Annotated in this window: 12 protein-coding genes and 1 tRNA gene; all 13 read left to right on the forward strand. The window is 70.4% G+C overall.

The window, feature by feature from the left end; translation table 11 throughout:
- Positions 1–112 precede the first annotated feature (112 nt).
- Entirely contained in the window at positions 113–2,938 is a 2,826-nt protein-coding gene (gene topA / locus ACN4JJ_RS03055) for a type I DNA topoisomerase (protein WP_440708429.1), read from the forward strand.
- Positions 2,935–3,555: a dTMP kinase gene (gene tmk / locus ACN4JJ_RS03060; RefSeq protein ID WP_440708430.1), complete on the forward strand. Its 621-nt coding sequence runs from the start codon at positions 2,935–2,937 to the stop codon at positions 3,553–3,555. The genes topA and tmk overlap by 4 nt, the downstream gene beginning before the upstream one ends.
- A gap of 99 nt (positions 3,556–3,654) precedes the next feature.
- Positions 3,655–4,857, forward strand: coding sequence for a DNA polymerase III subunit delta' (locus ACN4JJ_RS03065; protein ID WP_440708431.1), 1,203 nt, complete (start codon positions 3,655–3,657; stop codon positions 4,855–4,857).
- Positions 4,854–6,449 (forward strand): alpha/beta hydrolase, encoded by a 1,596-nt coding sequence (locus ACN4JJ_RS03070; RefSeq protein ID WP_440708432.1) that lies wholly within the window; start codon positions 4,854–4,856, stop codon positions 6,447–6,449. The genes ACN4JJ_RS03065 and ACN4JJ_RS03070 overlap by 4 nt, the downstream gene beginning before the upstream one ends.
- Before the next feature lie 18 nt (positions 6,450–6,467).
- On the forward strand, positions 6,468–7,118 hold the full coding sequence (locus tag ACN4JJ_RS03075; protein WP_440708433.1) for a TetR/AcrR family transcriptional regulator: 651 nt from the start codon (positions 6,468–6,470) through the stop codon (positions 7,116–7,118).
- A 110-nt stretch (positions 7,119–7,228) separates the two neighbouring features.
- A tRNA-Thr gene (locus tag ACN4JJ_RS03080) sits at positions 7,229–7,304 on the forward strand.
- Positions 7,305–7,422: 118 nt separating this feature from the next.
- Positions 7,423–8,973: a D-alanyl-D-alanine carboxypeptidase/D-alanyl-D-alanine endopeptidase gene (gene dacB, locus ACN4JJ_RS03085; protein WP_440708434.1), complete on the forward strand. Its 1,551-nt coding sequence runs from the start codon at positions 7,423–7,425 to the stop codon at positions 8,971–8,973.
- 27 nt (positions 8,974–9,000) lie between these two features.
- The gene (locus ACN4JJ_RS03090; RefSeq protein WP_440708435.1) at positions 9,001–9,594 is read left to right on the forward strand and encodes an isochorismatase family protein; all 594 of its coding nucleotides are present in this window, start codon (positions 9,001–9,003) and stop codon (positions 9,592–9,594) included.
- Between the two features lie 124 nt (positions 9,595–9,718).
- Positions 9,719–11,185, forward strand: coding sequence for an NAD-dependent succinate-semialdehyde dehydrogenase (locus tag ACN4JJ_RS03095; protein ID WP_440708436.1), 1,467 nt, complete (start codon positions 9,719–9,721; stop codon positions 11,183–11,185).
- A 145-nt stretch (positions 11,186–11,330) separates the two neighbouring features.
- Positions 11,331–11,687 (forward strand): GntR family transcriptional regulator, encoded by a 357-nt coding sequence (locus ACN4JJ_RS03100; RefSeq protein ID WP_440708437.1) that lies wholly within the window; start codon positions 11,331–11,333, stop codon positions 11,685–11,687.
- Positions 11,684–12,559, forward strand: coding sequence for an ABC transporter ATP-binding protein (locus ACN4JJ_RS03105; RefSeq protein ID WP_440708438.1), 876 nt, complete (start codon positions 11,684–11,686; stop codon positions 12,557–12,559). Before ACN4JJ_RS03100 ends, ACN4JJ_RS03105 begins: the two co-directional genes overlap by 4 nt.
- A complete protein-coding gene (locus ACN4JJ_RS03110; protein ID WP_440708439.1) occupies positions 12,556–13,365 on the forward strand; it encodes a hypothetical protein in 810 nt (269 codons plus the stop codon). The genes ACN4JJ_RS03105 and ACN4JJ_RS03110 overlap by 4 nt, the downstream gene beginning before the upstream one ends.
- 78 nt (positions 13,366–13,443) lie before the next feature.
- Positions 13,444–15,405 carry an ArnT family glycosyltransferase gene (locus tag ACN4JJ_RS03115; RefSeq protein WP_440708440.1) on the forward strand — a complete coding sequence of 654 codons (1,962 nt, stop codon included), beginning with the start codon at positions 13,444–13,446 and terminating at the stop codon, positions 15,403–15,405.

Here is a 15,405-nt window from a genome sequence, read left to right on the forward strand (position 1 = left end):
GCGCGGAACAGGTGCCGAGAGGGGCATACGACCCTGATTAGGCTTCGACCGGGATGAAGTGTGTATGGTGTGCCTGACACTTCATGCGGTGTCGCATATATAAGGAGAAACGTTGTCAACCCCGAGAAAGCTCGTCATCGTCGAGTCACCGACGAAGGTCAAGTCGATCGCCCAGTACCTCGGCGACGGCTTCGACGTGCTCGCCTCGGTGGGGCACATCCGCGACCTCGTCGAGCCCAAGAACCTCCCGGCGGAGCTGAAGAAGGGCTCGCTCGGCAAGTTCTCCGTCGACGTCGAGAACGGCTTCGAGCCCTACTACGTCGTGTCCGACGCCAAGAAGAAGACGGTCGCCGAACTCAAGAAGGCGCTCGCCTCGGCCGACGAGCTCTACCTCGCAACGGATGAGGACCGCGAGGGCGAGGCCATCGCGTGGCACCTCCTGCAGGTGCTGAAGCCCAAGGTGCCCGTGCACCGGATGGTCTTCCACGAGATCACCCGGGAGGCCATCGAAGCCGCCCGGGACAACACCCGGCAGATCGACGACGCCCTCGTCGACGCGCAGGAGACCCGCCGCATCCTCGACCGTCTGTACGGCTACGAGGTGTCACCGGTGCTCTGGCGCAAGGTCGGCCCCGGCCTCTCCGCCGGTCGCGTGCAGTCCGCCGCCACCCGCCTGGTCGTCGACCGCGAGCGCGAGCGCCTCGCCTTCACCAGCGCCAACTACTGGGACCTCACCGCCCAGCTGGCCCCGGATGCCGCCGAGCCCGAGGTCGACCGCTTCGAGGCGCGTCTGGCCCGCCTGAACGGCGAACGCGTCGCCACCGGCCGCGACTACGACGAGTCCGGTGTGCTGAAGAGCAAGGCCGTTCCGCTTGGCGAGGCCGCAGCCAACGCGCTCAAGACCGCGCTCGCCGCCGACGGCGTCCGCATCGCCGTGTCGAGCCTGGAGACCAAGCCGTACACCCGCCGTCCGGCCGCGCCGTTCACCACCTCGACCCTGCAGCAGGAGGCGGCGCGCAAGCTCCGCTTCTCGGCCCGCCAGACCATGAGCGTGGCCCAGTCGCTGTACGAGAACGGCTACATCACCTATATGCGTACCGACTCGCCCTCGCTCTCGCAGCAGGCGATCACGGCGGCGCGCAATCAGGCCACGGCGCTCTACGGTGCCGACACGATCCCCGACAAGCCCCGTCTCTACTCGGGCAAGGGCAAGAACGCGCAGGAGGCGCACGAGGCGATCCGCCCCGCCGGTGAGGTCTTCAAGACCCCCGACGAGGTCTCCTCCGCGCTCCGCGGCAACGACTTCAAGCTCTATGACCTCATCTGGAAGCGCACCGTCGCCTCGCAGATGGCCGACGCCAAAGGGTCCACGGCATCCGTCACCATCACGGCCGGGCCCGTCACGGTGGCCGAGCTGGGCGGCGCCACCACGGCCGAGTTCTCGGCATCCGGAACCGTCATCACCTTCCGCGGCTTCCTGCACGCCTACGAGGAGAGCCGCGACGAGGAGCGCAACGCCGCCGCCGAGCCGGTCGAGGCGAAGCTGCCCGTGCTGAAGGAGGGGCAGTCCCTCGCCGCGGTCGCGATCGACGCCGCCGGGCACGACACCACGCCTCCGCCGCGCTACACCGAGGCGAGCCTGGTGAAGGCGCTCGACGAGCTCGGCATCGGCCGCCCGTCGACCTACGCGAGCATCATCTCCACCATCATCGACCGCGGCTACGTCACCCCGCGCGGCCAGGCCCTGGTGCCCAGCTGGACGGCCTTCTCGGTCGTCCGCCTGCTCGAGGACTTCTTCGCCGAGCTGGTCGACTACGACTTCACGGCCACCCTCGAAGCCGACCTCGACAAGATCGCGGGCGGCGAAGAAGACCGCATCGACTGGCTGAACGGCTTCTACTTCGGCAGCGAAGGCCACCCCGGCCTCCGCAACGTGATCGACAACATGGGCGAGATCGACGCCCGGGCGGTCAACTCCGTCACCATCGACGACGACATCACCCTGCGCATCGGCAAGTACGGCCCCTACCTCGAAGTGGTCGACCCCTCGGGCGACCTCGAGGCCCCGCCGCGCCGTGTGAACCTCCCTCAAGACCTCGCTCCCGACGAGCTCACCCCGGAGAAGGCGCGCGAGCTCGTGGACGCACCGGTCGTGACCGACCGCGTGATCGGCGTGAACCCGGAGAACGGCAAGGAGATCGTGGCGAAGGACGGCCGCTTCGGCCCCTACGTCACCGAGCTCGACCCGGTCGTGCCCGAGACGACTCCGGATGCGGCGACCGAGGCCGTGGCCTCCGATGCGGAGGCCGCTGCGACCGCCGCTGCCGGAACCACCGCCAAGAAGGCGCCGGCCAAGAAGCCGGCCGCCAAGAAGGCCGCCGCGGCCGTCAAGCCGCGCACCGCCTCGCTGTTCAAGTCGATGGATCTCGCGACCATCGACCTCGACACCGCGCTGCGCCTGCTCGACCTGCCGCGCGTGGTGGGCGAAGACCCGGAGTCGAGCGAGCCGATCACCGCGCAGGGCGGCAAGTTCGGTCCGTACCTCAAGAAGGGCACCGACACGCGGTCGCTCGAGAGCGAGGACCTCATCTTCGAGATCGACCTCCCGGGTGCGCTCGAGCTGTTCGCGCAGCCCAAGTACGGCGCCCGCCGCGCCTCCTCGGCGCTGAAGGAGTTCGACGCCGACCCGGAGAGCGGCAAGCCGATCCGGGTGAAGGACGGCCGCTTCGGGCCGTACGTCACCGACGGCGTCACCAACGCGACCATCCCGCGCGGCGAGACGGTCGACGAGGTCGACTTCGAACGTGCCGTGCAGCTGCTGGCCGACAAGCGCGCCAAGGGCCCAGCGAAGCCGAAGGCGAAGACCGCCACCAAGACGGCGGCCAAGAAGCCCGCGGCTCGCAAGGCGCCCGCACGCAAGGCCGCCCCGAAGAAGTGACGGGCCTGTTCGTCACGCTCGAGGGCGGCGACGGTTCCGGCAAGTCGACCCAGGCGGCTCTTCTCGACGACTGGCTGACGGCATCCGGGCGCACCGTCGTGCGCACCCGCGAGCCCGGTGGCACCGACTTCGGCACCGAGGTGCGCGAGATCGTGCTGCACAGCCGGGGCCACATCGCGCCGCGGGCCGAGGCTCTGCTCTACGCGGCCGACCGTGCCCAGCACATCGCCACGAAGGTGCGGCCGGCCCTGGAGCGCGGCGAGGTGGTGATCCAGGATCGCTATCTCGACTCCTCGGTCGCCTATCAGGGCGCCGGCCGCGTTCTCGACGGGGTCGAGATCCGCGACCTCTCGCTGTGGGCCGCGGAAGGCCTGCTCCCCGACCTGACGGTGCTGCTCGACCTCGACGAGGAGGCCGCTCGCGCCCGCCTCGACAGTGCCAACAAGCGCTTCGACCGCCTCGAGGCGGAGAAGAGCGACTTCCACCGACGCGTGCGCGAGGCGTTCCTCGCCCTCGCCGGAGCCGAACCCTCGCGCTTCCTCGTGGTCGACGCCTCCCTCCCCGTGCCCGACATCGCAGCCGCCATCCGCACCCGCGTAGAGTCCCTTCTCACCTGACCCGCCCCTCTCGACCCGGACACCCGTCCACGATGGGAGCCACCGGGGCGAGGGGCGAGACCGGGGAGCTTGTCAGGGGGTGCCGGTAGATTGGCAGACATGAGCGTTTGGGATGACCTGACCGGCCAGCCGGCCGCCGTCGAGGTGTTCCGTGCGGCCGCCGCGAGTGCCGACGTGCGTCCGGGCGGCGTCTCGCCGACTGCGGCGCCCGACTCGATGACGCACTCCTGGCTCATCACGGGCCCTCCCGGCTCCGGCCGCTCCAACCTCGCCTACGCCTTCGCCTCCGCACTGCTCTGTCGCAACGGTGGCTGCGGCGTGTGCCCGGACTGCACCCAGGTCGCGGCGCGCACGCACCCCGACCTCGCCATCCTGGCCACCGAGCGCGTCATCATCTCGATCGAGGAGGTGCGCCGCCTGGTCTCGGCCTCGCAGTTCTCGCCCTCGGTCGCCCGGTACCGGGTGGTCGTGATCGAAGACGCCGACCGGATGGCGGAGCGCACCTCGAACGTGCTGTTGAAGGCGCTCGAAGAGCCGCCCGAGCGCACGGTCTGGATCCTCTGCGCCCCCAGCGAGGCCGACCTGCTGCCGACGATCCGCTCGCGCGTGCGTTCCGTGCGGCTGCGCGTGCCCAGCACCGACGACGTAGCGGCGCTGATCGTGAAGCGCGACGGGGTCGACGCCGAGCTCGCGCTGCGGGCCGCGCGCGAGTCGCAGAGCCACATCGGCATGGCGCACCGCCTGGCCACCAACGAGGAGGCCCGCGCCCGCCGCGCCGAGACGCTGGAGCTCGCCCTCACGGTGTCGACCGTCGGCGACGCCGTGCGCGGTGCGGCACGACTGCTGGAGATCGCAGGCGCCGACGCCCAGGCCATCACCGAGGAACGCGACGCCGAGGAGCGGGCCGCAGCGCTCCGCTCGCTCGGCGTCGAACCCGGTCAGGCCATCCCGCCGGCTCTGCGCTCGCAGATCAAGAACCTCGAAGACGACCAGAAGCGCCGGGCCACCCGGAGCCTGCGCGACGGCATCGACCGCATCCTCACCGATCTGCTCTCGCTCTACCGCGACATCGTGCTCGTGCAGCTCGGCTCCTCGGTGGAGCTGGTGAACGAGGCCATCTCGGCCCGCGTGCGCGCGATCGCCGAGGATAACGATTCGTCATCGACCCTGGCGGCGATGGATGCCATCGCCGTCGCCCGACGGAGGATAGCGGCGAACGTCGCGCCCGCCCTCACCCTCGAGGCGCTGCTCATCACGGTCGCCGAGGCGAACCGGTCCGCACCACGAAAGGTCCACCCGTGAGCCGAATTCCCCGCGCCCCGCGGTCCACCGCCGTTCGCCGCACCCTGGCGGCGGTCGCCGTCGTCGCCTCCGCGGTGCTCGTGCTGTCGGGCTGCGCCACCTGGTACACGGCGACCCTGGCGGATCCGTCGACGGGTTCGACCGGTGCCCCGGTCGCCACCTCCACGCCGAGCGCCGAAGACGTGCCGGCCGAGCTGCAGCCCTTCTACAGCCAGGTGCTCGAGTGGACCTCCTGCAGCGGCTCGTTCCAGTGCGCCACCGCGACGGCCCCGCTGGACTGGGCGAACCCCACCGGCGACACCGTGTCACTCGCGCTGATCAAGAAGCCCAGCTCCGGGGGCGCGCCCCTCGGCACCCTGTTCGTGAACCCCGGCGGTCCCGGCGGCTCGGCCTACGACTTCGTCGAGCAGTCGGCCGACTACGCCGCCCACCCCACGCTCCAGCAGGGCTACGACCTGATCGGCTACGACCCGCGCGGCACCGGGCACTCGGATGCCGTGCACTGCCTCACCGACGCCGAGCGCGACGCCTACCTCTACGACATCATCCCGGGCGAACGCGGCTCCGACGAGTGGATCGCGGCCTACACGGCCGCCGCGAAGGACTTCGCCCAGAAGTGCGCCGAGAACACCGGCCCGCTGCTGGAGTTCATCGACACCGACAGCACCACCCGCGACCTCGACATGCTGCGCGCCCTCGTGGGCGACCCCAAGCTCAACTATCTCGGCTACTCCTACGGCACGCTGCTCGGCGCCGAGTACGCCGAGAACTTCCCCGACAAGGTGGGGCGGATGGTGCTCGACGGCGCCGAAGACCCGAGCTCGAGTGGTTTCGACGTCTCGATCTCGCAGGCCGAGGGCTTCGAGAACGCCCTCAAGAACTACCTCACCGACTGCGCCGGCCGATCCGACTGCTGGTTCGACGGCTCCGCCGACCAGGCGCTCACCACCATCCAGAAGCTGCTGGCCGAGGTCGACGCGAGCCCGCTCCGCTCCAGCGACGGGCGCGAGCTCAACGCCACGAACCTGCTCACCGCGGTGTTCTACCCGCTCTACAACGAGAGCAGCTGGCCCTACCTCGACTCCCTGTTCAGCTCGGTGCAAGACGGCCAGGCCGATTACGCCTTCTCGCTCGCGGATGCCTACAACAGCCGCAACGAAGACGGCACCTACGCCGACAACCTGATCGAGTCGTTCAACGCGATCTCCTGTGCCGACTACCCGGCGCAGACCGACCCCGCGGTGATCGCCCAGCAGAATTCCGACCTCATCGCGGCCTCGCCGACGGTCGGCCCGTACTGGACCTACGGCGACATCACCTGCTCGCAGTGGGTGTACCCGTCCAAGCGGGTGCCCGCCGCGGTGACGGCCGCCGGATCCGGCCCCATCCTCGTGGTGGGCACGACCGGCGACCCGGCCACTCCCTACAAGTGGGCGCAGGCGCTGGCCGGCCAGCTGGAGAACGGCCATCTCGTCACCTTCGAAGGGGAGGGGCACACCGCCTACAACTCCTCGAGCTGCGTGGCGAGCACGGTCGACGCGTACTTCCTCGACGGCACTGTTCCCGCCGCCGACCCCGACTGCACGAGCTGACGTGGGATCATGGTGGGCATGACCGCACCCGAAGAACTCGGTCTCCGTGAGCGCAAGCGGAGGGCGACCCGACGCCGCATCCAGCTCGCCGTGCTGCGCCTGACGGCCGAGCACGGCCTCGACCAGGTGACCATCGAAGACATCAGCCGCGATGCCGGCGTCTCGCCGCGCACCTTCTTCAACTACTTCCCCTCGAAAGAGGACTCGCTCGCCGGCGACGCGCCGTTCGTATTCACGGAGTCCGTGTCGACGGCCTTCGAGCAGGCCGGCGCCGACAGCGATCCGCTGGGCGACCTGGTCGAGATCATGGCCGCCCAGGCGCGCGAAGACGGGGGGCTCGACCCCGAGCTGCACGCTCTGCGGCGCGCGGTGATGGCCGAGCATCCGCAGATCTTCGCCCTCAAGATCGACCGGATGCGCGAGTTCGAGGCCGAGGTCGCCGCCTCCGTCGACCGCCGTCTGCGCGCCGATGCCGCCGCCCGCGACGAGCCGGTCGACGAGAGCGAGACCGTCGAGAGGGCGCGGCTGGTCTCCCTGCTGGCGCTCACGCTCGCGCGTGCCGCCTGGCTGTCGTGGGCCGAGCATCCGGATGCCGACTCCCTGGCGGAGTCGCTCACCCGCTCGTACCGCCACCTGCGCGACGTGGTGGGCGTACCCGCGCGGGTGTAGGCCGAGCCGAGCTCGAGGTGCCGTCGGCGGTCACGTCCCGCCGCGTTCGTACCGGCCCTCCGGATCGGCTATGCTTTGTAGCTGTGCCGCGCGCCACATGCGCCGGCCAGGCCGCCTTAGCTCAGTCGGCAGAGCGATTCACTCGTAATGAATAGGTCCCGGGTTCGATTCCCGGAGGCGGCCCCACAGAACCCCCGACCGGTACCCCGGCGGGGGTTCTTTCGTTCCCGGGCTCGAATGCGCCGCTGACGAGGCAGGCAGGCGTGCTGGGCGCGTCGCCGACGCCGCGGGTACCATGGCTGGGATGTCGGAGTCGGAGCAACCCCGGTCGCGCCGCGAGGCGCGGGCCGCGGAGACGGGCGCGGCGGGGTCGAGTGGCGCCGCCAGCACGTCCGCGCGGTCGGCGAACCGTGCTTCGGCCGGTGGGGTCGTGACGCGGGTGCGCCGGCATCCGCGGGCCTGGGCGGCCGCCGCGGCCGCCGTCGCGGTGGTCGTGCTCGGCGGCGGGGCGTTCGCCGCCGGCGCCGCGATGGGGGCGAACGCGCCCGAGGCCTCCACAGCATCCGTCGCTCTCGTGCCCGAGACGGCGGTGCCGAGCGCCACGCCCACCGTCACCCCGACCCGGACGCCCGATCCGCGCGCGCAGCCGCAGGCCGCGGCGGCGCCGGCGGCCGTGCGCACCTGCTCGGTCGCCGAGCTCGCCACCGACTCCCGGCTCGGCACGTTCCTCGGCAGTGTGCGCGACGCCTCCACCGGCTCGGTGCTCTTCGACCGCAGCGCCACCACCTCCGCCCGCACCGCCAGCGTGATGAAGGTGCTCACCAGCGCCGCCGCCCTCGCGGTGCTCGGCCCCGACTACCGGGTACCCACCACGGTCGTGAAGGGCTCCGAGCCCGGCCAGGTCGTGCTCGTCGGCGGCGGCGACATCACGCTCGCCAGCGGCGCCTCCAACATCTACACCGACTCGGCCAGCATGCTCGACCTGGCCGCGCAGGTGAACGCGGCCTGGGCCGCGGACCCGTCGACCGCGGGCACGCCCATCACCTCGATCGTGATGGATGCAAGCGCCTTCTCCGGCGACCGCTGGCAGCCCTCCTGGAACCGCAAGGAGCTCTACGACGGCTACTCCTCGGAGGTCACCGCCCTGCAGGTGGACGGCGACCGTGCGGAACCGGGCGCGAACGTCTCCGCCCGCAGCGAGAACGCGGTGCTGCGTGCCGGCCAGGCCCTCGCCCTCGCGCTGGGTTCCCCCGACGCTGCTCTTGCCGAGGGGGTGGCCACCGCCGGATCCCCTCAGCTCGGCCAGGTGCTCTCGGCCCCGGTCTCGACGATGATCCCGGATGCTCTGCTGCGCTCCGACAACACCGAGGCCGAGATGCTGGCCCGGCTGGTGGCCGTGAAGCTCGGCGTGGGCAGCGACTTCGGCGCCCTGAACACCGCCATCCCACAGGCCCTCGCCACCTACGGTCTCGACACCCGCGGCCTCACGATCGTCGACGGCTCGGGCCTCAGCGACGACAACGGAGTCTCCCCGAACTTCCTCACCAGCCTGTTCATCACGATCCAGAACCGGGAGGGCAACCTCGCTGTCATCGCCGACGGCCTCCCGGTGGGCGGACAGAGCGGCACGCTCGCGGGTCGCTTCACCGACTCGCCGGCGGCGGGCAGCGTGATCGCGAAGACCGGCTGGATCGATACCGGCTACACCCTCTCGGGCATCATCGACGCCGCCGACGGTTCGGTGCTCACCTTCGCGTTCTTCGCGCTCGACGACGTGGGCGACAGCGCCAAGACGGCCATCGACGCGCTCACCACGGCCGTCTACGCGTGCGGGTCCAACCTCTCGAACAACTGAGGCCGAGGCGCTGCCTAGACTGGACGCATGGCGAAAGCGCTCTTCATCATCGACGTGCAGAACGACTTCATCGAGGGCGGCGCCCTCGGCGTGCAGGGCGGGACGGCGGTCGCGAACGGCATCTCGAAACTGCTGGCGGAGCATCCGCACACCTACGACTTCGTGATCGCCTCGCGGGACTGGCACGACGCCGGCAACGACAACGGCGGGCACTTCGCCGGCGACGCCGAACCCGACTTCGAGTCGACCTGGCCGGTGCACTGCGTGGCAGGGACGTGGGGCGCCGAGTACCACGACGAGCTCACCACGCGTGCCATCGACCATCACGTGCGGAAGGGCCAGGGCGAGCCCGCCTACTCCATCTACGAGGGCGTCACCGAAGAGGGGGGCACGGTGCACGACCTGCTCGACGCGAACGGTGTGACCCAGGTCGACGTGGCGGGCCTCGCCACCGACTACTGCGTGAAGGCTTCGGCGCTGGACGCCCTCGAGCACGGCCGCCGGGTGCGCATCATCACCGACCTCGTGGCAGGGGTCGATGCGCAGGCCTCGCGCGCGGCCATCGCCGAGCTCGCCGCGGCCGGTGCCGACCTCGTGACCTCGGACCTCGTCGACCGCTGAGGTCGGTTCGGTCACGCGGTGCCGGATGCCATTTCGGCATTCAGAGAAGGCGGTCACGCCAGATCGGCACTATCGCTCCGACCGGCTCCCATTACCGTCGAAGCACGTCCCGAAAGGAATCCCCATGAACTCCACCGCTGAGACCGCGCTGCTCGCCCGCATCCCGAACCGCCTCTTCATCGGGGGAGACTGGGTGGCCGCCGAGAACGGCAAGACCCTCAAGGTCTACGATCCCGCCACCGGCGACGTGCTGGTGGAGATCGCCGACGCGAGCCCGGCCGACGGCATGCGCGCCCTCGACGCGGCCGTCGAGGCGCAGGAGTCGTGGGCGAAGACCGCGCCCCGGGTGCGCGGTGAGATCCTGCGCAAGGCCTTCGACCTGCTGCAGGAGCGCAAAGAGGATGCTGCGCTGCTGATGACGCTCGAGATGGGCAAGCCGCTCGCCGAGGCCCGCGGCGAGGTGGCCTACGGCGGCGAGTTCCTGCGCTGGTTCAGCGAGGAGGCCGTGCGCATCTCGGGCCGCTTCGGGGACAACCCGGAGGGAACCGGCCGGATGGTCGTGTCGCAGCGCCCCGTCGGCCCGAGCTACCTCATCACGCCGTGGAACTTCCCGCTGGCCATGGCCACCCGCAAGATCGCGCCCGCACTGGCCGCCGGCTGCACCGCCGTGGTGAAGCCCGCCGCACTGACGCCGCTCACCACGCTGTTCATCGCCGGGCTCCTCGAAGAGGCCGGGCTGCCCAAGGGTGTGCTGAACGTGATCACCACCTCCACCACGAGTGCGGTGTCCGATCCGATCATCGCCGACCCGCGGTTGCGCAAGCTGAGCTTCACGGGATCGACGCCGGTGGGCCGCACGCTCATCAAGCAGGCCTCCGAGAACGTGCTGCGCACCTCGATGGAGCTCGGCGGCAACGCCCCGTTCGTGGTGTTCGAGGACGCGGATCTGGACAAGGCGGTCGAGGGCGCGCTGCTGGCGAAGTTCCGCAACATCGGCCAGGCCTGCACGGCCGCGAACCGTTTCATCGTGCACTCGGCCGTCGCCGGAGAGTTCGCCGAGCGGCTGGCCGCCCGCGTCTCGGAGATGCGGATCGGCCGCGGCACCGAGGACGGCGTCACCATCGGCCCGCTGATCAACGACAAGGCGGTCGACAAGGCCGACGAGCTGGTTCAGGATGCCGTCAACCGGGGTGCGACCCTGGTGGCCGGCGGGCAGCGTGTCGACGGCCCCGGCAGCTTCTACCAGCCGACCGTCGTGACGAACGTGCCGGCCGAGGCCGAGATCCTGCGCGAGGAGATCTTCGGGCCGGTCGTCTCGATCATCGAGTTCACCGACGAGGCCGAGGCCGTGCGCCTGGCCAACGACACCGAGTACGGCCTGGTCTCCTACGTCTTCACCGAGTCGTTGGCGCGGGGCAACCGGATGATCGACGCGCTCGACACCGGCATGATGGGCCTGAACATCGGCGTGCTCTCCAACGCCGCCGCCCCCTTCGGCGGCGTCAAGCAGTCCGGCATCGGCCGCGAGGGCGGTGCGGAGGGCATCCACGAGTACCTCTCGACGAAGTACACCCTCATCCCGAACTCATAGCGTTCGCCGCTCGCTCCACCGGATCCGCCACCTCACCGTGGCGGATCCGTCGTTTAACCCTCTCCACGACAGCTTGGCCTTGACACGAGCGCCCTGACCTGGTTGGTTAGTTACATGAGTAATGAACCAGTGAACGAGGTGGGTCGTGGATGAGTCCCGGCCGATCTTCGTTCAGATCGCCGAGCAGATCGAGAACGAGATCATCGGCGGCACGTTGCCGGAAGAGAGCCAGGTGCCCTCGACCAACGAGTTCGCGGCCTTCCACCGCATCAACCCCGCGACCGCCGGCAAGGGCGTGAACCTGCTGGTCGACGCGGGGATCCTGTACAAGAAGAGGGGAATCGGCATGTTCGTGGCCGAAGGAGCACGGGACCGGTTGATGGCGGGGCGCCGCGACCGGTTCGAGAACGAGTACGTGCAGCCGCTGGTGACCGAGGCCGAGAAGCTCGGCATCACCCGGTCGCAGCTGGTCGCCATGATCAGAGAGGACGGCACCGAATGAGCGCGGTCGTGGAGGTCAGGGGCCTCAGCAAGCACTACCGGAACGTGGCCGCGGTCGACGGTGTCGACTTCGCCCTCGAGGAGAACACGATCTGCGGGCTGCTCGGCCGCAACGGCGCGGGCAAGACCACGCTGATGCAGCTGCTCACCGGGCAGGAATTCCCGACCAGCGGCGAAATCCGCGTCTTCGGCGAGAACCCGCTGGAGAACGCCCCCGTGCTGCAGCGCACGAGCTTCATCAAGGAGAGCCAGAAGTACCCCGACGACTTCGCGCCGCGGCACGTCTTCCGGAGCGCGCCCTGGTTCTTCCCGAACTGGGACGCCGCCTTCGCCGACCGGCTGATCGACGACTTCCGGGTGCCGCTGAAGCGCCGCATCAAGAAGCTCTCGCGCGGCCAGCTCTCGGCCATCGGGGTGATCGTGGGGCTCGCCTCGCGCGCCCCGCTGACCTTCTTCGACGAGCCCTACCTGGGGCTGGATGCCGTGGCCCGGCAGACCTTCTACGATCGCCTGCTCGAGGACTACGCCGAGCATCCGCGCACCGTCGTGCTCTCGACGCACCTGATCGACGAGGTGAGCAACCTGCTCGAGCACGTGCTCGTGATCGACGAGGGCCGGCTGATCGTCGACGAGTCGGCCGAGAGCCTGCGCGGCTCGGCCGTGATCGTGAGCGGCACACGGGCCGCCGTCGACGGCTTCGTCGGCACGCGGGAGGTGCTGCACCGCGATCAGATCGGCAGCTTCATCGCCGTCACCGTGGGGCGGCTCAGCGCCGAAGAGCGCTCCGAGGCCACCGCGGCCGGGCTGGAGCTCGCTCCGGTCTCGCTGCAGCAACTGATCGTGCAGAAGTCGACGAAGGAGACGATCTCATGACCGCCGCCAGCCCCACCCGCGCCTCCGGGCCCGGAGCAGGATCCGGTTCCGCCACCGCCGGCCGCCCCGCGGGCGGACGCGTGCTCGCCGTCGCCCGCCTGCACCTGGTGAACCGGATGAGCGTGTTCGGCATCCCCTGGATCATCCTCGCGTTCATCTTCCTGGTGAACCTCGTGATCTGGTGGGCCATCTTCACGGCCACCTCCGACGCCGCCGACCGGGCCGACGCGCAAGAGGGCCTGCAGTACAGCGGCGCGACGTTCTGGATCTTCGTGTACATGATGGTGCTCGGGATCCAGGCCGTCGCGCTGGCCTTCCCGTTCGCACTGGGCTTCAGCGTGACCCGGCGCGAATTCTGGCTCGGAACGGCCCTGAACTTCGTGATCGTGTCGGCCGTCTACTCGGCGGGCATGACCCTGTTCGCCGTGATCGAGCAGGCGACGGGCGGTTGGGGCTTCGGCGCCCACTTCTTCACGGCCCTGTACTTCGGTGGCGACTCCGCGCCCTGGTACCTGCGGTTCCTGCTGTTCTTCGCCATCTTCCTGTTCTTCTTCTTCGTGGGAGCGGTCATCGCCACGATCTACCAGCGCTGGCGGGTGAACGGGATGCTCGTCTTCTTCGGCGTGCTCATCCTCGTGGCGCTCGGGCTGGTGGCGTGGGCGACCCTCACGCAGAACTGGCCGGCGGTGGGCGCGTGGTTCGTCGCCACCGGGGTGTCGGGCGTCGTGGCCTGGAGCGTGCTGCCGACCGTCCTGTCGGCGATCGCCGGGTACCTGATCATCCGCAGGGCGACGCCGAAGAACTGAGGGCCCGGCGCCGCGCGCATCGGAGACGCTTGGGCGCGGGGCGGGTGGGGCTCAGGATGCATCCCTAGGCTTCTGGGCGTGAGCACCTCGATCGCGGACTCGTCCGCAGCACTCCCCGGCGGCTCCGCCTCCCGCGCCCCGGCGCGGTGGTGGAGCCGCCGACGTGCGTGGCGCGGGTGGCACACCGGTCTCGTGCTGCTGACGGTGGCCTCGGGGTTCATCACGCTCTGGGGGCTGCAGCTCGGCCAGCGCTCGGAGTACTACGCCTCGATCGCCCTGTCGATGAGCCAGAACCTCTCGAACCTGTTCTTCGGCGCGGTCGACCCGGCCGGGACGGTGTCGCTCGACAAGATCCCCGGCTCGTACTGGGTGCCGGCCGTCTTCGTGCGGCTCTTCGGCTTCTCGACCTGGTCGGTGAATGCGCCGAACGCGATCGCGACCGTGCTGGCCGTTCTGCTCGTCGCCGTCACCGCCAAACGGCTGCTGAACCCCACGGCCGGGCTCATCGCGGGGGCGGTGGTGGCGACCACGCCGATCGTCGCCGCCGTCGCCCGCTCGAACCAGCCCGAGTCGTTCTTCGTGCTCGCCCTCGCGCTCGTCGCCTGGGCCGCCACCAAGGCGCTGCAGGGCCGCTCGCTGCGCTGGCTCCTCGTCGCGGGCGCCTTGGTCGCCCTCGCCTTCCAGATGTACATGCTCGAGGCCTGGGCGGTGTGGCCGGCGCTCGCCGCGGCCTACCTCTGCGTGAAGAAACCGTGGCTCCGGAAGATCGGCGACCTCGTGCTGGCCGCGATGCTCAGCCTCGCCCTCTCGCTGGTGTGGATCGTCGTGGTGTGGCTGGTGCCGGCATCCGCTCGCCCCTACGTGGGAGGCACGTACTCGAACGACCCGTTCGAGATGGTGTTCGGGTACAACGGGCTGGGGCGCTTCGGAGCCGCCTCGGAATCGACGGCGTACCGTTCGTTCACCCCGCCGTTCTCGGGCGACCCGGGGGTGCTGCGGCTGTTCAACGCCGAGCTGGCCGGGCAGGTGGCGTGGCTCATCCCGGCGGGACTGCTCGCGATCGTGGTGCTGTGGGTGCTGCGCGTGCCCCGCCCGCTCGTGGTGTTCCTCGGCGGCTGGCTGGTGACGTTCCTGGCGATGTTCTCGGTGGTGGCCGGGATGCACCAGTTCTACACCGCCGCGCTCGCTCTGCCCCTCGGCCTGCTCGTCGGGCTGGCGTTCGCGAAGGCGCGAGCCGGCGGAGTGCTGTGGGCGCAGCTGGCACTCGTGGGAGTGGCCGCCGTGACCGCCGTCGGGATCGGGCTGTACAACACCGCCTACCTGTTCGAGGTCGCCGTGGTGCAGGTGGCTCTGGCGATCGCGTTCGCCGTGCTGCTGGTGCTCGGGCGCCGGCGCACCCGCGGGGTGCTGCGGGCGGGCAGTGCCTGGGTGTCGGTGCTCGCCGGTGCCGCGATGATGCTCACACCGGCCGTGTGGGCGGTGGACGCCATGAACCACCCGAGCTCGATCAACCCGATCGCGGGGGAGTCGTCGGGCATCGGCGGCGGCTTCGGGGCGGGTGGCTTCGGCGGCGGCGCGCCCGCGGCCGGCGGTGGAGGCCGCGGGGCGTTCGCGGCCGGCGGTGGCGCCGCCGTCGACCAGAGCCTGATCGCCTACCTGGAGGCGAACCGCGGCTCGGCGAGCTACCTCTTCGCCACCTTCGGCGCCTCGGAGGCCGCCCCCTACATCACCGCGACGGACGGCGAGTGGGTGATGCCGATCGGCGGCTTCAGCGCTGAGGATCCGGCGCCCACCTTCGGCCGGTTCACCGAGCTCGTCGCCGCGGGCGAGCTCCGCTTCGTGCTGATGGCGAGCCAGGGCGGCTTCGGTGGCGCCGGGGGCGCCACCGGCGGGGATGCTCCCGCGCAGACCTCCGGCGGCACCACGGCCACCGACGACAGCACCGCGGTCGCCGACATCCGCACCTGGGTGTCGCAGACCTGCACCCTGGTGACCTCACCCGAGCTCTCGACGACCGACCTCTACGACTGCGCGCCCTGA

Origin of the sequence: Herbiconiux dendrobii, from assembly GCF_052048175.1 — a bacterium.
Taxonomy (GTDB): Bacteria; Actinomycetota; Actinomycetes; order Actinomycetales; family Microbacteriaceae; genus Herbiconiux.